General features: G+C 59.8%; 20 protein-coding genes and 1 pseudogene. 7 read left to right on the top strand and 14 right to left on the bottom strand.

Annotated features, from left to right (window positions below; genetic code table 11):
* Nucleotides 1–210 precede the first annotated feature (210 nt).
* Nucleotides 211–444 carry a hypothetical protein gene (locus ACTZWY_RS16980; protein ID WP_444791898.1) on the bottom strand — a complete coding sequence of 78 codons (234 nt, stop codon included), beginning with the start codon at nucleotides 442–444 and terminating at the stop codon, nucleotides 211–213.
* A 207-nt stretch (nucleotides 445–651) separates the two neighbouring features.
* Between ACTZWY_RS16980 and ACTZWY_RS16975 the strand changes: the two genes are divergently transcribed.
* Entirely contained in the window at nucleotides 652–1,389 is a 738-nt protein-coding gene (locus tag ACTZWY_RS16975; protein ID WP_444791897.1) for a FadR/GntR family transcriptional regulator, read from the top strand.
* Here ACTZWY_RS16975 and ACTZWY_RS16970 read toward each other — a convergent pair.
* From ACTZWY_RS16970 to ACTZWY_RS16930, 9 genes and pseudogenes are all read right to left on the bottom strand, one after another.
* Nucleotides 1,378–1,533, bottom strand: coding sequence for a hypothetical protein (locus ACTZWY_RS16970; RefSeq protein WP_444791896.1), 156 nt, complete (start codon nucleotides 1,531–1,533; stop codon nucleotides 1,378–1,380). The genes ACTZWY_RS16975 and ACTZWY_RS16970 overlap by 12 nt on opposite strands.
* An 11-nt stretch (nucleotides 1,534–1,544) precedes the next feature.
* Nucleotides 1,545–1,760, bottom strand: a pseudogene (locus ACTZWY_RS16965) (transposase domain-containing protein); the annotation flags it as partial.
* A 396-nt stretch (nucleotides 1,761–2,156) separates the two neighbouring features.
* Nucleotides 2,157–3,533: an FGGY-family carbohydrate kinase gene (locus tag ACTZWY_RS16960; RefSeq protein WP_444791895.1), complete on the bottom strand. Its 1,377-nt coding sequence runs from the start codon at nucleotides 3,531–3,533 to the stop codon at nucleotides 2,157–2,159.
* A complete protein-coding gene (gene rhaM, locus ACTZWY_RS16955) occupies nucleotides 3,530–3,844 on the bottom strand; it encodes an L-rhamnose mutarotase (RefSeq protein ID WP_444791894.1) in 315 nt (104 codons plus the stop codon). Before rhaM ends, ACTZWY_RS16960 begins: the two co-directional genes overlap by 4 nt.
* On the bottom strand, nucleotides 3,844–4,827 hold the full coding sequence (locus ACTZWY_RS16950) for an ABC transporter permease (protein ID WP_444791893.1): 984 nt from the start codon (nucleotides 4,825–4,827) through the stop codon (nucleotides 3,844–3,846). Before ACTZWY_RS16950 ends, rhaM begins: the two co-directional genes overlap by 1 nt.
* Nucleotides 4,824–5,807: an ABC transporter permease gene (locus tag ACTZWY_RS16945; protein WP_444791892.1), complete on the bottom strand. Its 984-nt coding sequence runs from the start codon at nucleotides 5,805–5,807 to the stop codon at nucleotides 4,824–4,826. Before ACTZWY_RS16945 ends, ACTZWY_RS16950 begins: the two co-directional genes overlap by 4 nt.
* Nucleotides 5,804–7,354 (bottom strand): sugar ABC transporter ATP-binding protein, encoded by a 1,551-nt coding sequence (locus ACTZWY_RS16940; RefSeq protein ID WP_444791891.1) that lies wholly within the window; start codon nucleotides 7,352–7,354, stop codon nucleotides 5,804–5,806. The genes ACTZWY_RS16945 and ACTZWY_RS16940 overlap by 4 nt, the downstream gene beginning before the upstream one ends.
* 60 nt (nucleotides 7,355–7,414) lie before the next feature.
* Nucleotides 7,415–8,419: a rhamnose ABC transporter substrate-binding protein gene (rhaS, locus tag ACTZWY_RS16935; RefSeq protein ID WP_444791890.1), complete on the bottom strand. Its 1,005-nt coding sequence runs from the start codon at nucleotides 8,417–8,419 to the stop codon at nucleotides 7,415–7,417.
* Nucleotides 8,420–8,460: 41 nt separating this feature from the next.
* Nucleotides 8,461–9,270: a DeoR/GlpR family DNA-binding transcription regulator gene (locus ACTZWY_RS16930; protein WP_444791889.1), complete on the bottom strand. Its 810-nt coding sequence runs from the start codon at nucleotides 9,268–9,270 to the stop codon at nucleotides 8,461–8,463.
* A gap of 188 nt (nucleotides 9,271–9,458) precedes the next feature.
* Here ACTZWY_RS16930 and ACTZWY_RS16925 point away from each other — a divergent pair, with 188 nt between their 5' ends.
* Both ACTZWY_RS16925 and ACTZWY_RS16920 read left to right on the top strand, forming a co-directional pair.
* Nucleotides 9,459–11,558, top strand: a complete 2,100-nt coding sequence (locus ACTZWY_RS16925; protein ID WP_444791888.1) for a bifunctional rhamnulose-1-phosphate aldolase/short-chain dehydrogenase — start codon at nucleotides 9,459–9,461, stop codon at nucleotides 11,556–11,558.
* 10 nt (nucleotides 11,559–11,568) lie between these two features.
* On the top strand, nucleotides 11,569–12,810 hold the full coding sequence (locus tag ACTZWY_RS16920; protein ID WP_444791887.1) for an L-rhamnose isomerase: 1,242 nt from the start codon (nucleotides 11,569–11,571) through the stop codon (nucleotides 12,808–12,810).
* 279 nt (nucleotides 12,811–13,089) lie between these two features.
* On the opposite strand, the gene pcaF is transcribed toward ACTZWY_RS16920, so the two are convergent.
* The 3 genes from pcaF to ACTZWY_RS16905 are packed head-to-tail and all read right to left on the bottom strand — an operon-like array spanning nucleotide 13,090 to nucleotide 15,694.
* Nucleotides 13,090–14,289 carry a 3-oxoadipyl-CoA thiolase gene (gene pcaF, locus ACTZWY_RS16915; RefSeq protein ID WP_444791886.1) on the bottom strand — a complete coding sequence of 400 codons (1,200 nt, stop codon included), beginning with the start codon at nucleotides 14,287–14,289 and terminating at the stop codon, nucleotides 13,090–13,092.
* 1 nt (nucleotide 14,290) lies between these two features.
* A complete protein-coding gene (locus ACTZWY_RS16910; protein WP_444791885.1) occupies nucleotides 14,291–14,959 on the bottom strand; it encodes a 3-oxoacid CoA-transferase subunit B in 669 nt (222 codons plus the stop codon).
* Nucleotides 14,960–14,962: 3 nt separating this feature from the next.
* Entirely contained in the window at nucleotides 14,963–15,694 is a 732-nt protein-coding gene (locus ACTZWY_RS16905; protein ID WP_444791884.1) for a 3-oxoacid CoA-transferase subunit A, read from the bottom strand.
* A gap of 127 nt (nucleotides 15,695–15,821) precedes the next feature.
* Here ACTZWY_RS16905 and ACTZWY_RS16900 point away from each other — a divergent pair, with 127 nt between their 5' ends.
* The gene (locus tag ACTZWY_RS16900) at nucleotides 15,822–16,583 is read left to right on the top strand and encodes an IclR family transcriptional regulator domain-containing protein (RefSeq protein WP_444791883.1); all 762 of its coding nucleotides are present in this window, start codon (nucleotides 15,822–15,824) and stop codon (nucleotides 16,581–16,583) included.
* Between the two features lie 253 nt (nucleotides 16,584–16,836).
* Here the strand turns inward: ACTZWY_RS16900 and ACTZWY_RS16895 are convergent, their stop codons facing one another.
* Nucleotides 16,837–17,061, bottom strand: coding sequence for a hypothetical protein (locus tag ACTZWY_RS16895; RefSeq protein WP_444791882.1), 225 nt, complete (start codon nucleotides 17,059–17,061; stop codon nucleotides 16,837–16,839).
* Nucleotides 17,062–17,880: 819 nt separating this feature from the next.
* On the opposite strand from ACTZWY_RS16895, the gene ACTZWY_RS16890 reads away from it, so the two are divergent.
* From ACTZWY_RS16890 to ACTZWY_RS16880, 3 genes are read left to right on the top strand one after another with little or no spacing between them, the layout of a single operon-like run.
* Nucleotides 17,881–18,603: an ABC transporter ATP-binding protein gene (locus ACTZWY_RS16890; RefSeq protein ID WP_444791881.1), complete on the top strand. Its 723-nt coding sequence runs from the start codon at nucleotides 17,881–17,883 to the stop codon at nucleotides 18,601–18,603.
* Nucleotides 18,600–20,960, top strand: a complete 2,361-nt coding sequence (locus ACTZWY_RS16885; RefSeq protein ID WP_444791880.1) for an ABC transporter permease — start codon at nucleotides 18,600–18,602, stop codon at nucleotides 20,958–20,960. Before ACTZWY_RS16890 ends, ACTZWY_RS16885 begins: the two co-directional genes overlap by 4 nt.
* Nucleotides 20,961–20,973: 13 nt before the next feature.
* A complete protein-coding gene (locus ACTZWY_RS16880) occupies nucleotides 20,974–22,182 on the top strand; it encodes an efflux RND transporter periplasmic adaptor subunit (RefSeq protein WP_444791879.1) in 1,209 nt (402 codons plus the stop codon).
* The last annotated feature ends 468 nt before the right edge of the window (nucleotides 22,183–22,650 follow it).

Raw genomic sequence — 22,650 nt, 5'->3', positions numbered from 1 at the left:
ATTCGGGTGTGATCATAACAGACTGTCACTGTTCGCACATTCAGGCACAGAACACGGCGCCAGGCCGTTAACGCAGTGGTAATGATCACATTGTTGAGGCTGCGCCCCAGCGCCACAACAAACGCCAGTGACAGGATGTGCCACGGAAAGGACAGGAAAATATCGGTCACCCGCATCAACACCATGTCCACCTTGCCGTCACAATACCCGTCAACTGTGCCAAATATCAGCCCGGTCGGGCCGGTCCAACCCCAACTGCCGAAAGACATGTTCATAGACTTCGCGCGTTGCATCCTGCCCGACAATGGCGCGCACTGGATCGGTGGGCACGATGCGGCCCATCACGAAAGTCAGAACCAGAAGCCCGGAAAGCCTGGCCAGAATGAACAGCGTCTGGTGTCTGGCGCAACGCGGCGGTGCAGGGCAATCAAGGCCACTGCCCATTCGGTCGTGTGCGTCGCGCGCGGCGCAGTTCCATAATACGCATACGGAAAATTATCATACAACTTGCGATTTGTCGATAGAATTCTGGAATTCCTCCAGCCAAAGTCAGGGGCTTCATTGGCATGGGTAAAAACAGGTCGCATATCTTGGTGTATTTATCCTATGGTGGTTGAAACGTGAACATATACGTTGATGGGCAAGATGGTGATGCAGAAAATAGCCGGGCAAACCATGGTCGAGACAGTGCAGCAGGCGCTGCGCAGTCAGATACTGGCCGGGGAGTATGCGCCCGGCGCCCGCCTGCCCAGTGAAGCGCAGCTTACCCGCGATTTTGATGTCAGCCGCACCGTCATTCGTGAAGCCGTTGCAGCGCTGCGCGCGGATGGTCTGGTCGAGGCCCGTCAAGGCGCTGGCGTTTTTGTGCGCCCACCCGGCGAGGCGCAGGACCTGCCATTTCAAAACCTTGATTTCGCGCTTATTTCGTCAGTTATAGAGGTGTTGGAACTGCGCACCGCCGTCGAGACCGAGGCCGCTGCTTTGGCTGCGCAGCGCCGTTCGCCCGTGCAGGAAGAAAGCCTGCTTGTGGCGTTGGGGGCTGTTCAGCGCGCAGCAGAAGCCGGATTGCCCACCATGGAGGCTGATTTTGCGCTGCACATAGCCATCGCCGCGGCAACCAACAATCCACGCTTTGTAGATTTTCTGACGATGGTCGGGCCAAAGGTAATCCCGCGCCGCGCATTGACCGATAGCGATGACGAACAGGTGTCGCAGGAGTATATTTCGGGAATTCAGTCAGAGCATGACGCAATTGTCACCGCCATTCTGGACCGCGACGAAGGCGCGGCCCGGACCGCAATGCGCCAGCACCTCAAACGCAGCCAGAAGCGGTATCGCAACCTGTTGCATAATGCCGCACGCAAAAGCACGCCCTTGCTACAACCGTAATTGTATCATGTTGATCAAGATTTGTATGATGCCATCTTCGGGCTCCATGCTGATGGCCAGATCATGGAGGCGACCTGTCGTTTCGCCCAGTTCTGCCGCAACGCGATCAACGGTTTTGACGGTGTGAACCTTGTTCAGCTGCATGTTCAGGCTGCCTAAGCCATGTATCGGGCCTTCCAGTTCCAAGAAAGCAATTCATGCACGCGCGACACGGGCGTATCCGGCAACCGCGCAAGGACATCGGCCATCCATGCCTGCGGGTTGATATCGTTCATTTTTGCCGTCATGATGAGGGCATACATGAAGGCCACCCCATCGCCACCGCGTTCAGACCCTGCGAAGAGCCACGACCTTCTGCCCAATGCGGCACCAAAATGGCGTGACAGGGAAGGAAGCCCCGCGCCGAGCGCTTGTTTGATCGTCAAAATGTCCATTTTCATTCTTGTGGATTGCGGGCCTGTGGATTGCGGGTGACCCCCATTTGGCGCAGCAGCAAGACCCTGCGGCGCGCCGGCCAGTCATCCACCCGTAGAAGTATTTTGTCATACTAGATGGTAAATATATCATATACCTGATAACTTCTGGCACATTACGTCAACTTTTTCCCGTCAGCGCAAATCGGTTGAACAAACATGGCTGAAACACCGCCTTCGGCCCATACCGATGGCGGGCACTGCCCAGATGCCGCAAAACCTGCCATGTGCGATGACCGCCACGCGGCCCGATCGGAACCCTTTTCAAAAATCTGATGGAGTTTCAGTGCAAATTCAGCCCGACAACGCGCCAAGCGCTGCCCGCCAGCGTTGGCTATAGGCCTTGCAGCGCGCCGCGATCTCCGGTGAGATTGCCACAGACCCGGTTCGCGTTTTCGGGGCTGGTCCGCAAAGCATGGCCGCGCCCTGACTGGTGCCTGTCTGACCTTCTGCGTGCAGGACATCAGCGTTTGTCACGGCCTTCAGCATGGCAAGATAGGCCATATTTCCGGCAAAAGGCCCCTCAACAATCAGGGAACCGCGCTGGCCAACAAGACGCAGGCATTCTGACGTGACCAGCGCAAGGTAGAAACTGACGGCAACGGCGCGCAGGTCACTTCCCAACGCTGGCTCTTGGGTCCCTATCCACCGACTGCGTTCATGGGCAAACGGCCCGCTGCCGGACACAACCGCAGGCAACAGCATGGGGCCCCCGGACAAGGCCTGTTCCATTGCTAAAGGCGTGACTGTTCCGCCAGCCCCGCCCAATGCCAAATCATATTCGCGCCCGCCCATGAACCGCGCTGACGGAACCGCCGCACCAAAAGCATTCACATTCACCAAAATGTCCCGATGCGGGTCCAGTTCGACCGGCGCAGCGCCGACAGCCATTGCAACAACCCATGTTCCCGTCGACACCACGCCGAAAGGTGCCGATTGTGTCATCAGATGGGGCATAAGCGACGCGTTGGAATCATGTATACCGCAACAAACCGGCGTGGTGGGCGCAAGCCCCGTGCGTGCCGCGATGTCCGGGCGCAGCACCCCCAATGTGTCACTTGGGGCGCGGATCGGGGCCAGTTTGTCCCCCAAACCAAGGCGCGCAACCAGATCGGAAGGGGCACCGCTGGCAATATTCCACAAATCCGTGTGGCACCCCAGCGATGTGACATCGCAGGCCATGTTTCCCGTCAGCAGATAGCCCCAGTATTGGGGGTATGTGACAACATGCCTGACGCGCGCGGCCAGTTCGGGCCGGGTCTGGAATTGCCAGAACAGCTGCGCACCAAGGTTCAGCCCCGCACCCAGCCGCGGACTGCCGGTTTGTGTAAAGGGGGGGCGCAATTTGTCATAGGCGCTGCGGCAGGTGTCAGGGCCGGTATACTCGTAATCAAGGATCGGCGCGGCCAGTTCACCGCGCGCATCCAGCAAGGCCGCACAAGCCCCGTGTGTGGTAATGGAAATGGCGCAAACCGGGTGCTGTGCGTTCAGGTCGCGCAAACCGTCCAGCAGAAACCGCCAGTGTCCTTCAGTGTCGAAATGTGGCCATGGCGGGCCGGGGCACACAGTGTTCGGGCGCGTCAGAACTGCAATTTCATCCAGCGAGTCCGGGTCCACCAGTGCAAGCTTGGCGTTGGTCTTGCCAATATCAATGACGGCAATCGCACTCATGGCATGTGGAACATGGGCTGCAAAGGCGTGACCACGGGCGATGCATCGGGGTTGGTGTGCATCAGGTCCGCCATATGCGCCCACCAGCGCTGCATAACGGGATGGGCGGACAAATCATCCATGCGGTGGTTTTCAGCGCGCCATAAGACACCGAACAGGATGCCGGTGTCGGGGTCCAGATGGATGGAATAATCGTTGACACCTGCATCTTTCAGCAGCGCGACAAGCTCGGGCCAGATTTCATCATGGCGGCGCTTGTAGTCCGCTTCCATGCCCGCGTTAAGTTGCATCTTGAACGCGTATTTTTCCATCAGCGGCGTTTCCATTTTTCCCACAGGCGCGGCAGGGCGATGACCGAGATCAGCAACACCCCGATGACAATCGACATCACAATCCCCGGCACATTCAACAACCCCAGCCCAAAAGTCACCAACCCCATGATAAAGGCCGCCAGCACCACGCCCGGAATGGTGCCCGCCCCCCCAAGGATGCTGACGCCGCCCAGCACAACCATGGTCACAATCTCCAACTCCCACCCCATTGCGATGGAAGGGCGCGTGGACCCAAGGCGCGACGTCAGACAAACCGCCGCCACCCCCGACATCAGCCCTGTCATCAGGAACAGGATGAATTTCACCCGCGCGACGCGGATGCCCGAAAATGCGGCGCCCACCGGGTTATTGCCAATCGCATAGACCGCGCGGCCAAAATTCGTCTTGTGCAGGATAATCCCGAAAATGACTGCGAGAATGGCAAACAGCGCCAGTTCAAATGTAATCACCCACCAGACGTAGCCCTGTCCGAAAAATGCGAAATCCGCCGGATAGCCCCGAAATGCCTGATCGCCCAATACAATATAGCTGATGCCGCGAAACAGACTCATGGTGCCGATGGTCACCACAATGGACGGCAGACCAAACCGCGTGACCAGCACCCCGTTAAATGCCCCGCATAGCAGCCCGACCCCAAGCCCAATCAACACCAGCGCAGGCGTGCCAAAGCCCATTTGCACTGCAAACCCCATCGCGGTTGACGCAAGCGCGATGATCGACGCCACGGACAGATCAATCTCGCCTGAGATAATCAGCAGGGCCATGGCAAAAGCGATCATCGCTTTTTCGGTAAAGTTGAATGTCGCGTCCGACAGGTTCCACGGGTCCAGAAACCACGGGCTGGCCATTGAATTCAGGAAGAAGATTGCCACCGCCACCACAAGCAGCAGGCTTTCCCAGCTTTTTAGCCGCCGCGCCCAGGGTGATTGCAGACGATCGGGGATGATGCGGCTTTCATTCATGTCACACCCTCGGCTCGTTTCAGGATGATGCGCCCCTTCTCGCGGCCCGATCTTGCGTTGAAGCCCACCGCGATGATGATTGCCGCGCCCGAAATCGCCATCTGCCAGAAGGGCGAGATATTCACCACTGGCAGCGCATTCTTGATCACCCCCAGAAACAGCGCGCCCAGCAGCGCGCCCGTGACCGTGCCGACGCCGCCCGCGATGGCAATGCCGCCAATCACACAGGCCGCGACCACGTCCAACTCGAACCCGCCTGCAATATCGACATAGGCCACCCCGAAGCGCGACACCCACAAATAGCCCGTCAACCCCGCCAGCGCGCCCGAAATGGTGAAGGCCCAGAATTGCGTGCGCCCGACATCCAGCCCCGTGTAGGTGGCCGCATGCGGGTTGCCGCCGACCGCATAGAATGCGCGGCCCAGCGTCGTGCGGTTCATCACCAGAATGAACAGACCCACGGCCAGAATGGCAAACCAGCTTAGCATCGGCAGGCCCAGTATGGTGCTGCGGGGGAATGCCTTGAACGCAGCGCTCATCTGGTGGCTGTTGATCCAGCGCCCTTCGCTGATAACAAACACAAGGCCGCGAAAGATGGTCATCGTGCCCAGCGTCACCACAATGGGCGGGATTTGCAGCTTCCAGACCAGAACACCATTCACCATGCCCAGCATGGCCCCGAAACAGACCGCGACCAGCAGTATCACCGCAATCGGCAATTCCGGCATGGCCACGTTCAGCATGGCCACAACCATTCCTGTCAGCGCCAGATTGGCCGCCACCGACAGATCAATGCAGCGCGTCAGAATGACAATCATCTGCCCGATGGCCAGCAGGATCAGCGGCGATGTGTCATTGAACACCCGGATCAGGTTGTCGGGCGCAACAAACGCCGGAAAACGGGTATAGATCACAGCCAACAGCACCACAATGGCCCCCGATAGGATGGCTTCGCGCGTCGCAATAAGGCGCAAGATCATGGCGCCCCCCCTTCAGCAATGCCTGCCGCGCGGCGCACAAGGTTTTCGGGCGTCATGGCGTCCCCTTCCAGTGTATCGACAATCCGCCCTTCACGCATGACAATCACGCGGTCGGACATGCCCAGAATTTCTGGAATTTCGGAACTGACCATAATTACGGCCAGTCCATCTGCGGCCAGTTCGGCCATGAAGTCATGCACAGCCGCCTTGGACCCGATATCAATGCCCTTGGTCGGTTCGTCCAGAATGATGACCTTGGGCCGGGTGGCCAGCCATTTTGCGATGACAACCTTTTGCTGGTTTCCGCCCGACAGCGTGCCCAGTTCCGTGTCCAGTGACGCCGCGCGCAAGTCCAGACGGCTGGTATAGTCGCGCGCCAGACGAAATTCCTGCGCCAGTCGCAGGAAACCATTGCGTGACGTGCGTTTCAGCGATGGCAGCGTGACATTCTGGAAAATCGGCAGCGCAGTGATTGCGCCCTGCCTGCCCCTGTCTTCGGGCACGTAAACAATACCCTCGCGCACCGCATCAGCGGGCGAGCGGATGATGCGCACCTTGTCATCAATCCGCACAGCACCCTTGGACGGTTTGGTAATGCCAAACAGCGCCTGCATCACCTCGGACCGGCCCGCGCCGACCAGCCCGTAGAAGCCAAGGATTTCGCCACGATGCAGGGTGAAATTGATGTCGGCAAATTCAGTCGGGTGATCATAACCCACCACCCGCAGAATCTCTGTGCCACCCATTGGGGTGCGTTTTGGGAAAATCTGGTCAACCGACCGCCCGACCATCATTTGGACCAGCTCCCCTTCACGGATATCGGCAATCGCGCCTTCGGCTATGAACTGCCCGTCACGAAAGACGGTGTAGCGGTCCGCGATGCGAAAAATCTCATCAAACTTGTGGCTGATGAACAAGATTGCCTTGCCCTGCGCCTTCAGCTTTTCGACCAGATCATAAAGTTCCAGAATTTCCTTATGTGACAGCGCGGCGGTGGGTTCATCCATGATGACCACACGCGCATCCACCGACAATGCACGGGCTATCGCAACAAGGTGCTTCTTGGCAATCCCCAGATCACGCAGGCGCAAGGCAGGGTCGAATGCCGCGCCGATTTGCGACAATATTTCAGCGGCGCGCGCCTGCATTGCGGCTGTGTCAATCAGGCCAAAGCGCGTGCGCGGCGCGTGCCCAAGAAAGATATTCTCGGCCACAGTCAATTCATCAAACAGCACTGTTTCCTGATGGATGGCGCTGACACCTGCCTGCGCGGCGGCTTGCGCGGTTGGAAACCGGACGGGCTGGCCATCAAGGATGATGTCACCGCCATCTGGCTGGTAAATGCCCGTCAATATCTTGACGACAGTGGATTTGCCCGCGCCGTTTTCCCCCACCAGCGCCGTGACCTGACCGGGATACAGGCGCAACTGCACTTCTGCCAGCGCCTTGACGCCGGGAAACACCTTGGTGATCCCGTCCAGCGCCAGAACGGGCGCACTCTCGGCCTGCGCATGGGCACCCGAACCTGTAGCAGTGTCTGCAATCATGGGAATTTCCATCAAAACCGACTGCCCCGACACCGCCGGGGCAGAGTTTGCGTTCAGGGATCAGAAGATGTCCTTGAACTCTTCGATATTTGACGCGTCATAAATGAACGGGTCGGCCATGGCCCCTTCGGAATTTTCATCCAGCGTCAATGTGCCCATGCGCCCCATCGGGATTTCCGCGCCCGGCCCTGCTTCGGCCGCGCCGGTTGCCAGCGAATAGGCCAGATAGGCGGCGGAATAGCCCAGATCGATGGGGTTCCAGATCGCAAAGGACTGTGATGCGCCTGATTCAATCGCGCCCGCCATTTCAGACGGCAGCCCCAGGCCCGTGACATTCACCTGACCCACCTTGCCCGCATCCTCGACCGCGCGCGCAGCCGCCACAATGCCCACTGATGTGGGCGCGATGATGGCATTCAAATCGGGGTGGGTCTGCATCAAACCCGTTGCCTCGCGGTAGGATTTATCGGCCAGATCATCGCCGTAAACAGTGCCCACAACTTCGATATTGGGATATTGGTCCATGACTTTGTTCATTTCCTCGATCCAGATATTCTGGTTGGTCGAGGTTGTGGTGGCCGACAAAAGCGCCACCTTGCCGCCATCGGGCATGTGGTCGGCTGCCAGACGAATGATCATGCCGCCGATCAATTCATTCGACGATGGGTTCAGGTGCAATTGCCGCCCTTCGGGGGCAACACCGCTGTCCCAGCTGATGACAGTAATCCCGCGGTCCATGGCGCGGCGCAGCGCGGGAACAAGTGCGTCCGTGTCATTGGCCGACACGGCAATTGCGTCAACACGTTGCGCAATCAGCGAATTGATGACTTCAATCTGGCCTTCGGCAGTGGTGTCCGTGGGGCCGGTATAGATGATCTCGACATTGCCAAGTTCTGCCGCTGCTTCCTGTGCGCCCTCATTGGCCGCCTCAAAGAAGCCGATGCCCAGCGCCTTGACCACCAGCGCAATGCGCACCGGATCATCCTGCGCCATGGCGGTTGTGCCCATCAGGCCGGCTGCAAGGCCAAGGCTGGCCGCGAAGGTTGTGAAAATTCTACGTTTCATGCGAGTCTCCTCCCTAAAGTTCGCAAATCTGTCTGGCGGGTTCAGGATGCCGCCTCATCCTCTTGCAGTCTGCTTGCGGCGGTTTCCGCCACGATCAGCCTGATTTCCGCCGATTCCAGCATCGCCGCTGTTTTGTCGGTAATGCCGTCATCAGTGATAACTGTGTGTATGCGCGCCAAGGGGCACAGGATAAGGCTGGAGCGCGCCTTGAACTTCGCGCTGTCCACAAGAACGACCAATTCATCTGCCTGCCCGATCAGCTTTTGTTCGGCCTGAATCAGCAGCGGGTCGGCCTCCATCAACCCCAGCGGGCCCAGCCCATGCGCACTCATGAACATGCGGCGCGCATAGAAATTGCGTGTTACGTCATTGTCGAAAGGGGACAGGATGATGTTCTGTTCGCGGTAGATCACGCCACCCGACAGCATGACCGTATTCTTGGAATGATGCAGCAGGTGTTCGGCAATCGGGAAAGAGTTGGTGAAAACCTGCATCCGCCGCGTCGCCAGCGGGTGCACCATCTGGAATGTGGTTGTGCCCCCATTAATGATGATGGGGTCACCATCCTCGCACAATGCCACCGCCGCACGCGCAATCGCCTGTTTTTGCTTGATGCGTATCGTCTGGTTCACCGCGAAGGGCCGCCCCGCCAGCCCCACGAATTGCGGCGGCGACAGTGCTTCGGCACCGCCACGAACGCGCCGCAGCTTTTTTTGAACATGCAGCGTTGCAATATCACGCCGGATCGTCGCTTCGGACACGCCGGTCAGGTTGCACAGGTCCACAACCGATGCCACCGGGCGGTCCTGCACGGCTGACAGAATGATTCGATGACGTTCTTTTTCGTGCATTCCACCCTCCGTATTCGGGAAAATGCTGCGGCACATTCCCCATAGTGTCAATCATTTTTTTGCAAAATCAATCATGCTGCAGTGCAATATGATTGCTTTTGATTATTTATGATTGACACATAGTCCCATCCTCTGACAATTTCTGCACAACTGCTGGGTCACCAGCCTGCATGCCCTTGGAGGACAGAATGACCAAAACCCCTGCGAACAGGCTGGAAAACGGATGGGATGCTGCCCGCGCCGCGCCCATGTCGGAACCTGAAAAGCTGCTGTATCGGTCCAACTTGCTGGGCGCAGACAAGCGCATCACCAATTACGGCGGCGGCAATACATCAGCCAAGGTTATGCAACCCGACCCGCTGACCGGCGAACAGGTCCGCGTGCTGTGGGTGAAGGGGTCGGGCGGGGATGTGGGGTCCATCAAGATGGATGGGTTTGCCACGCTGTATATGGACAAACTGGAAGCGCTGAAGGGGCTTTATCGTGGTCCGGACCACGAGGACGAGATGGTGGGCTACCTTCCGCATTGCACCTTCAACCTGAACCCGCGCGCGGCATCCATCGACACGCCCCTGCACGCCTATGTCCCCCATACCCATGTCGACCATATGCACCCCGACGCGATCATTGCCATCGCAGCGTCGCAGGATTCTCGCGCCCTGACACAACAGATTTTCGGCGACGAAATCGGCTGGCTGCCATGGCGGCGCCCCGGTTTCGAACTGGGCCTTTGGTTGTCAGAATTCTGCGAAAAGAACCCTGACGCGAAGGGGGTGATTCTGGAAAGCCACGGATTGTTCACATGGGCCGATGATGCGCAGGACTGCTATGATCTGACATTGCGCATCATCCAGCAGGCGATGGACTGGTTCGATGGCCAGACAGCAGGCAAAGCGATGTTTGGCGGGGCGCAGCACACATCGCTGGACGCGGATGCGCGGCGCGCGATTGCCGCGCAGCTTATGCCTGCCATTCGGGGACAGGTGTCAGGGCACCACCATATGGTCGGCCATTTTGACGACAGCGCCGCCGTTCTGGAATTTGTGAATGCGCATGACATGCCCGCGCTTGCGGCCCTTGGCACGTCCTGCCCCGATCATTTCCTGCGCACCAAAATCCGCCCGCTGGTCGTCGATTTCGACCCTGCGACGGGTGATCCGGTGGCCACGCTTGACGGTTTGTCCGCACAGATTGCCGCATATCGCCAGGATTACAGCGCCTATTATACCCGCTGCAAACGGGACAATTCGCCCCCCATGCGCGACCCGAACCCCGTGATTTTCCTTGTTCCCGGCGTAGGCATGATCAGCTTCGCCAAGGACAAGGCGACTGCGCGCATTTCGGGCGAATTTTACGTCAATGCCATCAATGTCATGCGCGGCGCGTCCAGTGTCAGCACTTATGTGGGGCTGCCCGAACAGGAAGCGTTCGATATTGAATACTGGTTGCTGGAAGAAGCGAAGCTGCAGCGCCTGCCAAAGCCCAAATCGCTGGCCGGGCGCGTGGCGCTGGTCACCGGCGGGGCTGGCGGGATCGGGGCTGCCACGGCCATACGCTATCTGCGCGAAGGCGCTTGCGTCGTGTTGGCAGATATTGACGCGGACGCATTGGCGCGCACCCATGCGGAACTTGTCGGCATGTTCAGCGCGGATGTGGTGCGCGCAGTCGCAATGGATGTCACCCGCGAAGACAGTGTTGCGGCCGCATATGCGCGCATGGCGGTGGAATTTGGCGGGGTGGATATTCTGGTGTCGAATGCCGGAATCGCATCCAGCGCCCCGATAGAGGAGACGAGCCTTGCGCTATGGAACCGCAACATGGACATCCTGTCGACAGGGTATTTCCTTGTCAGCCGCGAAGCGTTCCGCCTGATGCGCGCGCAGGGCATGGGGGGCGCCATTGTTTTTGTGGCGTCCAAGAACGGGTTGGCAGCGTCGCCCAATGCAGCGGCCTATTGCACAGCGAAGGCTGCCGAAATCCACCTTGCGCGCTGTCTGGCACTGGAAGGCGCCGAGGCGGGCATTCGCGTGAATGTCGTCAACCCCGATGCCGTGCTGCGCGGGTCAAAGATATGGTCCGGCGAATGGCTGGACCAGCGCGCCAACACCTACGGCACCGACAAGGACGGGCTGGAAGAGATGTATCGCCAACGCTCCATGCTCAAGCGGTCGGTTCTGCCCGAAGACATTGCCGAAGCGGCCTATTTCCTTGCATCCGATCTGTCGTCCAAATCGACGGGCAACATTCTGAATGTCGATGCGGGCAATGTTCAGGCGTTCACGCGCTAAGGGGGCGGGCATGACACAGTATAAACACGCGCAAGACCAGTTTGCCGAATGGGGGGTCGATACCGAAGCGGCCCTTGCACGGCTGTCGGACATATCCATTTCGGTGCATTGCTGGCAGGGCGATGATGTCCGCGGGTTTGAAAGGCTGGACGCCAGTTCGGGCGGGGGCATTCAAGCCACGGGCAACCACCCTGGCCGCGCGCGCACGCCCGATGAGTTGCGCGATGATCTGGAATTTGCCTTTGGCCTTATTCCGGGGCGGCACCGGCTGAACCTGCACGCCTGCTATCTGGATACGGACCAAACCCCTGACCGGGACGAAATTGAACTGGCACATTTTACGCCGTGGGTGGACTGGGCGCGCGATCAGGGTTTGGGGCTGGATTTCAACCCCACCTTTTTTGCCCATCCCAAGGCTGATGACAACCTGACGCTTAGCCACCCCAACGCGGGTATCCGTGATTTCTGGGTGGAACATGGCCTGCGCGCGCGCGAAATTGCTGCGGGCATGGGGGCCGCGCTTGGGTCATCGGCGGCCAATAATATCTGGGTGCCCGATGGCTACAAGGACACCCCCGCCGACCGCATGGCGGCGCGCCGCAGGCTGGAACAATCGCTGGACCGGATGCTGGAAAAACCGTTGCCGCGGGACCATATGCGCGACGCTGTGGAATCCAAACTGTTCGGCATCGGGGTTGAAGCCTGCACAATCGGCAGTCATGAATTCTACATGGGCTATGCCATTCGCAAGGGGCTGATGCTGTGTCTGGACATGGGGCATTTCCACCCCACTGAATCAGTGGCCGACAAGCTGTCTGCCGTGGCGCTGTCGGTGGATGAAGTGCTGCTTCACGTCTCGCGGCCCATGCGGTGGGACAGCGACCATGTGGTGACGTTGAATGATGATGTTCTGGCCATGGCGCATGAGCTTGTCAGTGCTGATTTGCTGGGGCGCACCCGCATCGGGCTGGATTTTTTTGATGCCACCATCAGCCGCACCGCAGCCTGGGTCATTGGAACGCGCAACACCCAAAAGGCGCTGCTGCGCGCGTTGTTGCAACCATGGCCGGACTTGCGTGCCGCAGAAGATGCGCTTGATTATTCCAACCGGCTGATCCTGCAAGAGGAAGCGCGCGATTTGCCTTATGGGGCGGTGTGGCAGGAATTCTGCGACCGCAGCAACCACCCGGTGGGCCAGAACCTTATGGACAAACTGCTAGGCTACAGTCGGAAGGTCGCCGCCAGAACCTAGATCGGACTGACGACACTGCCGCCGGGTCCACAGGCAAAACGCAGGACCTTGCGCTGCATTTGGCAACCTTGCGGGGCGTGCGGGAATGCCCAGGTGCCGTGGACATGCGGGCCAAAGAACACCGCCAAGAACGCCGTCCATGCGCTGGACCGTCTGCTAAAGCGATATTTTCCAGCCCGTTGCCACGCTGCCCCCAGCCTTGCGCGGCCCCTTGTAAGGGCACGGTCGTTCAACCCCGCCCCGGCCTTGCCCATGCCCGCCAAAAGCCGCACGAATACCTCAGACCCTTTCCAACGCGATGGCAATTCCTTGGCCAACGCCAATACACATCGTCGAAAGGCTGCGGCGGCCAGCCCTGTTTTTCAGTTCCAGCGCGGCGGTGCCGGTGATACGCGCCCCCGACATGCCCAGCGGATGGCCAAGTGCGATAGCGCCGCCATGCGGGTTCACGCGGGGGTCATCATCGGCGATGCCCAACTGTCGCAGCGTCGCAAGGCCCTGACTGGCGAAAGCCTCGTTCAGTTCGATGACATCAAAATCAGCCTGACCCAGACCAAGCCTTGCCATCAGCTTTTCAGATGCGGGCGCGGGGCCAATGCCCATGATCCGCGGCGCAACCCCTGCCACAGCCCCGCCCAGAACACGCGCCAGTGGTGTCAGTCCATGTTTTGCGACCGCATCGGCACTGGCCACGATCAGCGCAGCGGCCCCGTCATTGACGCCGCTGGCATTTCCAGCCGTGACCGAACCACCAGCAAATAGTGGCTTCAGCTTTGCCAGCGCTTCCGGCGTTGTCGCGCGGGGGTGTTCATCACGCTCCACAAGCAGCGGGTCACCTTTGCGCTGCGCAACCTTGACGGGCGTGATTTCCTGCGCCAGTCGGCCACTGGCCTGCGCTTGTGCCGCCTTGTCCTGCGAGCGCTGCGCCATCGCATCCTGAGCCTCGCGGGTTATGCCGAACTCATCAGCGACGTTCTGGCCCGTCTGGGGCATGGACTCAACGCCATACAGTGCTTGCATCTGCGGATTGACAAACCGCCAGCCAATTGTGGTGTCATGAATTTCAGCCGCGCGCGAAAAGGCTGATTCCGCCTTTGGCATGACGAAGGGCGCGCGGCTCATGCTTTCGACGCCGCCTGCGATCATCAAATCGGCCTCGCCTGCCTTGATGGCCCGTGCGGCAGTCAGCACCGCATCCATGCCTGACCCGCACAGGCGGTTTATCGTGGTGCCGCCAATGCCCATCGGCAAACCCGCCAGCAACAACGACATGCGCGCAACATTTCTGTTATCCTCGCCCGCCTGATTGGCGCAGCCGAAAATCACGTCATCGACCGCATCCCAGTCCAGCGCGGCATTGCGCGCCATCAGCGCGCGCAGTGGGACCGCACCCAGATCGTCGGCACGCACCGATGACAAGCCGCCGCCAAAACGACCAATCGGGGTGCGGATATAATCGCAGATGAATGCTTCGCGCATGTCAAACCTCCGGGGCAACCAAATCAGTGACGGGGCCAGGAACCGCCAGTTCGGCCCCCGTAACCGCCTGCAAGTCCGCCAGCGACAGCGATGGCAATTTTTCGCGCAGCACAAACCGCCCGTCGACAATGTCGATCACGGCAAGACTGGTGTAAACGCGGGTCACACAGGCAACGCCGGTCAATGGCAAGGTGCAGTGTTCAACCAGTTTGGGCCGTCCATCCTTGGTGACATGATCGGTGATCACGGCGACGCGCTTGGCGCCATGCACCAGATCCATGGCACCGCCCACAGCGGGCACACCTTTTGGCCCCGTGGACCAATTCGCCAGATCGCCGTTCTGGGCAACCTCATAGGCCCCAAGGATCGCCACATCCAGATGCCCGCCGCGCACCATTGCAAAACTGTCGGCATGATGAAAAAACGCAGTGCCCGGTCGAATTGTAACCGCCTTTTTGCCAGCGTTGATGATGTCCCAGTCTTCCTGACCTGGCGCCGGGGCTGACCCGAAATGCAAAATGCCGTTTTCGGTGTGAAAAATCGCCTCGCGGCCCGGCGGCTGGAATTGCGCAACCTTTTCGGGAAAGCCAATGCCAAGGTTCACATAAGCACCATCCGCGATATCCTGTGCCGCGCGCCATGCAATCTGGTTGTTCGACAATTTGTCCATGGTTCAGCTCTCCAGTGGGTAGGCGGCTTTGGCGCGGTTCAGCAGTTCTTCTTGCTGCGGATCAGCGACAACAACGACCTTCTGAACAAAAATTCCCGGCGTAATGATCGCCTCGGGGTCAAGCTCGCCAGCGGGCAACATGTGGCTGACCTGCACAATCGCTTCTTGTGCGGCCATGCACATAAGCGGGTTGAAATTCCGCGCCGCCGCCCGATACACCAGATTTCCGTAACGGTCAGCCGCTTCGGCCTTGATCAGGGCGGCATCCGCCTTCAGCCAGCGTTCCCGCACATAGGGGCGCCCGTCGAAGGTTTCGACAGGTTTGCCCTTCGCCAGATCGGTGCCATAGGATGTTGGCGTGTAAAACGCCGGAATACCTGCGCCGCCCGCGCGGATACGTTCCGCCAAAGTGCCCTGCGGGACCAGTTCCAAGTCGATTTCACCGGCCAGATAGCGCTGCGAAAACACAACAGGGTCGGCCGATCGCGGGAAGGAGCAGATCAGCTTGGCAACCATCCCCGCCTCGATCAAGGCGGCCAGGCCGATATGGCCATTGCCGGCATTGTTGTTCACCACTGTCAGGTTGGTCGGATGGCCCGTGGCGCGGTAGCGGTCGATCAGCGCATGGATCAATTCGATTGGTGCGCCCGCCCCGCCAAACCCGCCGATCATAACTGTCATGCCATCAGCGATTCCTGCAACCGCTGTGGCCAGATCTGCGACCGTTTTGTCCATGGCAACCCTTTCCGCAAATATGTGAACTGCAGTCTTTCAAGCCCCTGCATAGGCAGCGCAGGGCTTGCCGTAAATGTCGTTTGTGCGATAATGCATTTTTGTTACTATAACGCACACTGGAGACGCCATGAAGATCACCGCCCGCGACACGATGACTGGATTGGCCAAAGGGCTGGCGGTGATCGAAACCTTCACAGCCGATCGCCCGCGCCAGTCGATTGCAGATGCCGCCAGCGCCGCAGGGCTGGATCGCGCCACAACGCGGCGCTGCCTGCTGACACTGGCGCAACAGGGCTATGCTGACTGGGATGGTAAATATTTCACCCTGACACCGCGTGTTCTGCGGCTGGGCACCGCCTGCCTGGCCACGATGCCCTTGCCCCAACTGGTCCAGCCCTTTCTTGATGCGCTGTCAGACGACATCGGAGAGAGTTCTTCGGTATCAATCCTTGACGGTGCTGAAATCGTCTATGTGGCGCGCGCCGCCCAGCAAAAAGTCATGTCGATCGCCCTGATGCCAGGATCGCGCCTGCCAGCTTACTGCACCAGTATGGGGCGGGTTCTGTTGGCGCATCTGCCCCATGACCACGCCGTGCATCTGCTGGGTGTCATGCCACTTCCGGCCCGCACGCAGTTTACGCTGACAGAACCGCAGGCGATTTTGCAGCACTTGGCCGAAGTGCGTGCGGCAGGCTACGCTGTCAACGATCAGGAAATCGAAACCGGGCTGCGGTCCATCGCTGTTCCCATCTATTCCGCGCGAAAGAAAGTGATCGCCGCTGTGAATATCGGCGTCTCTGCAGCGCGTGCATCACCGGAGGATTTGCGCCAGAAGTTTCTGCCACCCTTGCTGAAAGTGCAGGACACGTTGCGCCACATGCTGGGTTAGCCGCGAAGCGTGGAAAGGGGCCTCTGTTTGGCAAGCGTTATCTACGACTTCATAGCATGTCTTTTTGCGCAAAAGTGGAAACCGGTTTTGCACAAAAAGACATTCTATAACATAAGGTTAGGTTCGGTCGCGTGAATTCGAATGAACGCGACACGCGCTAAGCGCGCTCTTCGATCGGACGGGCGTCAGGCCTCTCAGTGTGGCCAGCCGGGTTGTCGACACAGCGCGGTTGAAGACAACGCGCCCAGATCAGTCACAGGGTGCTTTCCAAGTCTGCAACTGTGCGGCGGGCCAGAAGCGTGGCGCGTGCTGCAAGATCGGCCTGCGACTGTGCCAGCGCAAGTTCGTCATCGGCAGCGTCTATTCGCAGCATTTCGGTTTCGACAGGGATCAGGGGGTCTGCTTCCAGATCAGGATGGGGCCAGATCACCTCTCGCTGAACCTCGGCCAGGGCGACCCAAGTGTTGGCAGCCCGCAAGCTACTTCAGGCCGTGGCGGTCGGGCGGATATCCTCCGCCGCGACTGCCTTAACACTTACGGGTAGGGCAAGCACCCCACCGTCGATCTGGGCCAGACCCATCATCCAGACCGCCACGCCGGGGATCAGGGCTGCGACTGTTCGATGTGCAGATGGCGCTTTTGACAGCGTAGAAGGACGTTCTTGATGGGAAGGCGAGTGTCCGCTTCCAGTTAATGCCGCAGCGCTAAGCCGCGCCGCCGTCAGGCCACTTCCCCCCCCGGCGCAAGGACACACCTTTTAGCATGTTCTATCCAGCCTGTGTCGGCAAGATCGAATTCCTTGAAACAAGGGGCGCATCCGTCGCAATGATCGCAATTGTGGTGTTCGCGTTTGCGATACCCCAATCAGCAATCTTATGTCCGTGAATTGCGCCACTGTGCCCGCTGTGGGGATCGGCACCACGGCATTTCCCAATTGGAAGCCACGGTTGGCCACCCTCTATTCGTCAACCACACGGCTGCATGCATGACGCCCAAAGGCCGACCCGCCCACAAGCATCAGCGCGTCAACCCTATCCGCCTACATCTTACTTCATTCTAAAACCTATCGGGCAGCCGCTCGGGCGCAGCGCAGCAACGCATCGCGGCAGGTTCAAAACCGCCGATCGTTTCAAGGTTGCGCAAGCGAGCAAGGAGAACACACAGCAAAAAAGACCCAACCGCGCTTCTTCTGGATCCATATCAGATTCTTTAGTTGCGGGTTTGGGAAGCAAGGGCAAAATCGAAGCTTTTGACCTCTGTCATTTGTAAAGTGGCTGAACATCCGTATGCTTCGTTCATGCTACAAGACAACCGCACTTTACCGGTCTTTCGGACCGAGGGCGTGACCCGGGTTTATCGAACCGGGACGGTGGAGGTCTGGGCCCTGCGTGGGGTTGATCTGTCCTTGTCCGAGGGCGAGATGGTGGTGCTGCTGGGCGCTTCGGGCTCGGGCAAGTCCACGCTGGTCAATATCCTTGGCGGGCTTGATCTGCCATCTGGCGGGCGCGTGTTCTTTCGCAACACGGAATTGACGCAGGCCAAAGATCAGCAACTGACCGCCTTCCGGCGGGATCATGTGGGGTTTGTATTTCAATTCTATAATCTTGTTCCAAGCCTGACCGCACGCGAGAATGTCGCGCTTGTGACCGAAATCGCCAGCGACCCGATGACCCCCGAGGAGGCCCTTGAACGCGTTGGCCTTGGCCATCGGCTGGACCATTTCCCCGCCGAATTGTCCGGAGGAGAGCAGCAGCGCGTCGCCATAGCGCGTGCCATCGCCAAGCGTCCTGATGTGTTATTGTGCGACGAACCCACGGGCGCGCTGGACAGCAAGACCGGCATCCAAGTTCTGGAAGCCCTGCACGAGGTCAATCGTGATCTGGGCACCGCGACGGTGCTTATTACCCATAACGCCAGCATTCAGCGTATTGCGCACCGGGTGGTGGTTCTGGCCGACGGGCGCATCATCCGTGATGAAGTGAATGCTGCGCGCGTCCTGCCATCCGAGGTCAACTGGTGAAAGCGCTTGACCGCAAACTGCTGCGCGATCTGCGCGGGATCTGGGCGCAAACGCTGGCCATCGCGCTGGTGCTGGGGTGCGGGGTGATGGTATTGGTCGGGGCACAGGCGACGCAAACGACCCTGATCCAGACGCGAGCCGCCTATTACGAGCGTCACCGCTTCGCCGATGTGTTTGCAGGGGTCAGGCGGGCGCCAACCGATGTGGTGCAAGCCGCAGCCCTGATCCCCGGCGTGGCGCAGGCCGAAGGGCGGATCAGCTTTCAGGCCGTCCTCGACATTGACGGCATGGACGAACCGGCAACAGGCCGCATCCTATCCTTGCCCGCCACTGGGCCGGGCTTGAACATGCCGTTGCTGCGTCGCGGCAGATTGCCAGACCCGGACAGTCCCGATGAGGTGGTCTTGGCCGAGAGCTTTGGCGAAATTCACGGACTGATCCCTGGCTCCAGCCTTCGCGGGGTGCTCAATGGCCAGTTGCGCAGCTTGACGGTGACAGGCTGGGTCCTGAGCCCTGAATTCATCTATACCATTCCCCCCGGTGCGATGATGCCCGATGACCGCCGATTCGGCGTGATCTGGATGAACGAGGCCGCCGCCGCCGCCGCGATGAACATGAGCGGCGCGATCAATGACATCGCGCTGCGCCTGACCCGTGACGGTGACGAACGTGCCGCAATTGCAGCGCTTGACCGGCTTCTGGACCCGTTTGGCGGCACTGGCGCTTACGGGCGCGACCGTCAAGTTTCGCATGCATTCTTGAACGGCGAGTTAAGCCAGCTTGGGGCGATGGCCGCTTATCTGCCGCCGATTTTTCTGATCGTCGCGGCATTTCTGGTCAATATGGTTCTGGGCCGCCTGATCGCGATGCAACGCGCGCAGATCGGACTGATGAAGGCGCTGGGCTATGGACGCCGCGAAATTGCTGGGCATTACCTGATGCTTGCAGCGCTGATCGGGGTTATCGGGGTGTTGGCGGGTTGGGTGCTTGGCTGGTGGATCGCCGACGCCCTGATCAAGCTTTATGGCGATTTCTTCCGCTTCCCCTTCATCATCCGCGACTTGGGGACGCAGGCACTGGTCATCTCGGCGGTGCTGGGCATGGCGACGGCTTTTCTGGGGGGGCTTCGGGCAGTGTGGTCTGCGCTGAAACTGCCCCCGGCGGAAGCGATGCAACCGCCCGCACCCCCGCGTTTTTCGCGCGGCATAGCGGACCGCATGATGACACGATTTCAGTTCCGACAGACCACAATGATGATCTTCCGTTCCATCACCCGCTGGCCCGGTCGCGCAGCGATCACACTGTTTGGGGTCGCAGCATCGGTCGGGGTGCTGGTAATGAGCTATTCCATGTTCGACGCCGTGGACCGCCTCGCAGACAGTATGTTTCAGCAAGCCAATCGCCAACACGTCACGCTGGTGTTGGCGCATGCTCAGACCGAACAGGCCGTGCAAGATGCCTTGTCACTGCCCGGTGTGATGCGCGCCGAGGGGGCATATGCGATACCAGTGCAGGCATCCTACGGCCACCGCAGTCGGTTGACAGCGCTTCAGGGCCATTTCCCCGAAGCCGAATTGGCGCAACTTGTTGATGATGTCGGCCGCGTCATCGTGCCCGCCCAAGACGGCGTGATCCTGCCTGAAATGCTGGCCCGCGCGCTCGATATCAGGACCGGTCAGCACCTGCGGATTGAAATGCTGACGGCGCCGCGCATTGTCCTGACACTGCCGGTGGTCGAGGTCATTGCGCAGGGCATGGGGCAAGAGGCCCATATCTCTGCGCCGGCCCTGTTTGCCGCGATGGACAGCGCCGCACAGATTAACGTGATCCATCTGGCCGTCCAGTCCGACCGGATGGAGGATTTGAACACCGCGATAAAGACAACACCGGCAATCGCCGGGCTGATGGACTGGGCCGAGGTGCGCCGACAATTCGACGCAACGCTTAGTGAAAACCTGCTGACGATGGTCGGCCTTTACACGCTGATCGGGGTTCTGATTGCGATTGGTGTGGTCTATAATGCCGCGCGGATCCAATTGTCGGAACGCAGCTATGAATTGGCCAGCCTGCGCGTTCTGGGTTTCAGCCGCGCAGAAGTCGGATATGTGCTGGTGGGAGAGATCATGCTGCTCACGACGCTGGCCATCCCACTGGGCTGGGCTGCGGGCTATTGGCTTGCACTGGGGTTGGTCGAGGCGATGTCGACGGATATGTTCCAGATTCCATTCCACATAACCCGCCGCACCTTTTCATTGGCCGCACTGGCCGTGTTCATCGCCGCGCTGGGTTCAGTTTTGATGGTGCGTCGCAGGCTGGACCGGGTTGATCTGGCAACGGCACTGAAGGCGCGCGACTGATGGGGGAAGAACAATGGGCGTGATGCGCAAACTGGGGTTGGGGCTGGCCGGCGCGGGGGTGACGGCGGCGCTGGTCTGGGCACTCTGGCCGCAGCCCATGCCGGTCGATCTGGCGATGGTGACGCGCGGCCCGATGCAGGGGGTGATCGTTGCACAAGGTGTGACGCGCGTGCGCAACCCCTATGCCATTACGGCCCCGATCACTGGTGCGACCACGCGTTCGCCCGTCGAGGTGGGGGATCAGGTGATCGCCGGTGAAACGGTGGTGGCCGTGATCCAGCCCGCAGACCCCGCATTGATGGATGCCCGCGCCCGTGCGCAGGCCGAAGCCGCCGTGGCCGAGGCGCAGGCCGCAATCGCGGTGGCGCAAAGCAATCTGCGTCAGGCGGAAAGTGGGCTGGAGCATTCCAAATTGCAGTTGGAACGTGCCCGCACCCTTGCTGATGGCGGCACAATTCCCCTTCGCATGCTGGAAGATATCGAAGTCGCACATCTTGCAGCACAGCAGACCCTGGATGCAGCACGCTCACAGCTTGATCTGAAATACGCCGCGCTGGCCCGCGCACAGGCGCAATTGCTGGGTCCGCAAGCGCTGTATGACCCTGACGCCGAACCCGGCGCATGCTGCGTCCAGTTACTGGCCCCGCAAAGCGGCATCGTGCTGGAGGTCAGCGACCAGAGTGCGCGGTTCGTTCAGGCAGGCGGCCCGCTTCTGACTATTGGCAATCTGGACGAGATGGAGATCGAGCTTGACCTTCTGTCCACTGATGCGGTCCGCGTTCCCGATGGTGCGCGCGCAATTGTCGAGCGTTGGGGTGGCGAAGGCGTTCTGAGCGCGCAGTTGCGGCGCGTTGATCCTGCGGCCTTTACCCGCGTCTCGGCACTCGGGATTGAAGAGCAGCGCGTGCGCGTGCGACTCGACTTGCTAAGCCCGCCAGAGGATCGCAAAGGGCTGGGTGACGGGTTCCGCGTGCATGTCCGGCTGATTATCTGGGATGCAGATGACCTTGTGCGGGTCCCGCAAGCAGCCCTGTTCCGTGATGGTGATGGCTGGGCGGTCTTTGTGGTCGATGCGGGTAGGGCGCGACATCGGCGCGTAGAAATCGGTCGTCAGGCCGCAGGTCAGGCAGAGGTTCTGACGGGGCTGGACAAGGGCGCGATGGTGGTGCTTTATCCCGGCAGCGCACTGGCCGACGGCCAAACAATCGTGGCGCGCGACTAGACGTGTTCCCGCATCCATGACGATCTGCCGGTTCTGGCGGCACCGCACCGGAAACAAGTTGGCAGACGACTGGCTGCGCCTGACATGTCGCACAGCACAGTTTGGCTTGCGAAAGGGTGCCCGCAGGCGTCAAGTCCATGATAAGGCCCACATGCGGCCACTGTCCAAAAGCTATGTCCTGAACGCTACAATCGTTCGAAATCGGCACCACGACTGACTGTATGTCAAGATGCTGCGAATGCAGTGTCCTAAAACCACGGCAAGCACGCCACCAGATACGGGGACGCGGTGCAGAAATATGAAGCAGTGTTAAACTGCCCTGTTGGCCTGGCCAAGGACGTGGCAGGTTTGGCAGAAAACAGGCGTAATGTCGCGCTGTTCAATATGACCATTGCAGGCCAAGCTGCGGGGGGGGGGGGGGGCCGCCCTTTAAATTGCCATAATAAAAAATTTTTTTAAAGGGGTACC

It is taken from the genome of Roseinatronobacter sp. NSM, from assembly GCF_052379845.1.
In the GTDB taxonomy this organism is placed as follows: domain Bacteria; phylum Pseudomonadota; class Alphaproteobacteria; order Rhodobacterales; family Rhodobacteraceae; genus Roseinatronobacter.
The sequence above is the reverse complement of the archived record's forward strand: the minus strand, read 5'-3'. Positions and strand labels throughout refer to the sequence as shown.

What these genes read in the sequence shown, in the direction of transcription:
- ACTZWY_RS16980 (WP_444791898.1), bottom strand. Translation starts at nt 444, where the DNA reads ATGGGCAGTGGCCTTGATTGCCCTGCACCGCCGCGTTGCGCCAGACAC.
- ACTZWY_RS16975 (WP_444791897.1), top strand. Translation starts at nt 652, where the DNA reads ATGCAGAAAATAGCCGGGCAAACCATGGTCGAGACAGTGCAGCAGGCG.
- ACTZWY_RS16970 (WP_444791896.1), bottom strand. Translation starts at nt 1,533, where the DNA reads ATGCAGCTGAACAAGGTTCACACCGTCAAAACCGTTGATCGCGTTGCG.
- ACTZWY_RS16960 (WP_444791895.1), bottom strand. Translation starts at nt 3,533, where the DNA reads ATGAGTGCGATTGCCGTCATTGATATTGGCAAGACCAACGCCAAGCTT.
- rhaM (WP_444791894.1), bottom strand. Translation starts at nt 3,844, where the DNA reads ATGGAAAAATACGCGTTCAAGATGCAACTTAACGCGGGCATGGAAGCG.
- ACTZWY_RS16950 (WP_444791893.1), bottom strand. Translation starts at nt 4,827, where the DNA reads ATGAATGAAAGCCGCATCATCCCCGATCGTCTGCAATCACCCTGGGCG.
- ACTZWY_RS16945 (WP_444791892.1), bottom strand. Translation starts at nt 5,807, where the DNA reads ATGATCTTGCGCCTTATTGCGACGCGCGAAGCCATCCTATCGGGGGCC.
- ACTZWY_RS16940 (WP_444791891.1), bottom strand. Translation starts at nt 7,354, where the DNA reads ATGATTGCAGACACTGCTACAGGTTCGGGTGCCCATGCGCAGGCCGAG.
- rhaS (WP_444791890.1), bottom strand. Translation starts at nt 8,419, where the DNA reads ATGAAACGTAGAATTTTCACAACCTTCGCGGCCAGCCTTGGCCTTGCA.
- ACTZWY_RS16930 (WP_444791889.1), bottom strand. Translation starts at nt 9,270, where the DNA reads ATGCACGAAAAAGAACGTCATCGAATCATTCTGTCAGCCGTGCAGGAC.
- ACTZWY_RS16925 (WP_444791888.1), top strand. Translation starts at nt 9,459, where the DNA reads ATGACCAAAACCCCTGCGAACAGGCTGGAAAACGGATGGGATGCTGCC.
- ACTZWY_RS16920 (WP_444791887.1), top strand. Translation starts at nt 11,569, where the DNA reads ATGACACAGTATAAACACGCGCAAGACCAGTTTGCCGAATGGGGGGTC.
- pcaF (WP_444791886.1), bottom strand. Translation starts at nt 14,289, where the DNA reads ATGCGCGAAGCATTCATCTGCGATTATATCCGCACCCCGATTGGTCGT.
- ACTZWY_RS16910 (WP_444791885.1), bottom strand. Translation starts at nt 14,959, where the DNA reads ATGGACAAATTGTCGAACAACCAGATTGCATGGCGCGCGGCACAGGAT.
- ACTZWY_RS16905 (WP_444791884.1), bottom strand. Translation starts at nt 15,694, where the DNA reads ATGGACAAAACGGTCGCAGATCTGGCCACAGCGGTTGCAGGAATCGCT.
- ACTZWY_RS16900 (WP_444791883.1), top strand. Translation starts at nt 15,822, where the DNA reads ATGAAGATCACCGCCCGCGACACGATGACTGGATTGGCCAAAGGGCTG.
- ACTZWY_RS16890 (WP_444791881.1), top strand. Translation starts at nt 17,881, where the DNA reads ATGCTACAAGACAACCGCACTTTACCGGTCTTTCGGACCGAGGGCGTG.
- ACTZWY_RS16880 (WP_444791879.1), top strand. Translation starts at nt 20,974, where the DNA reads ATGGGCGTGATGCGCAAACTGGGGTTGGGGCTGGCCGGCGCGGGGGTG.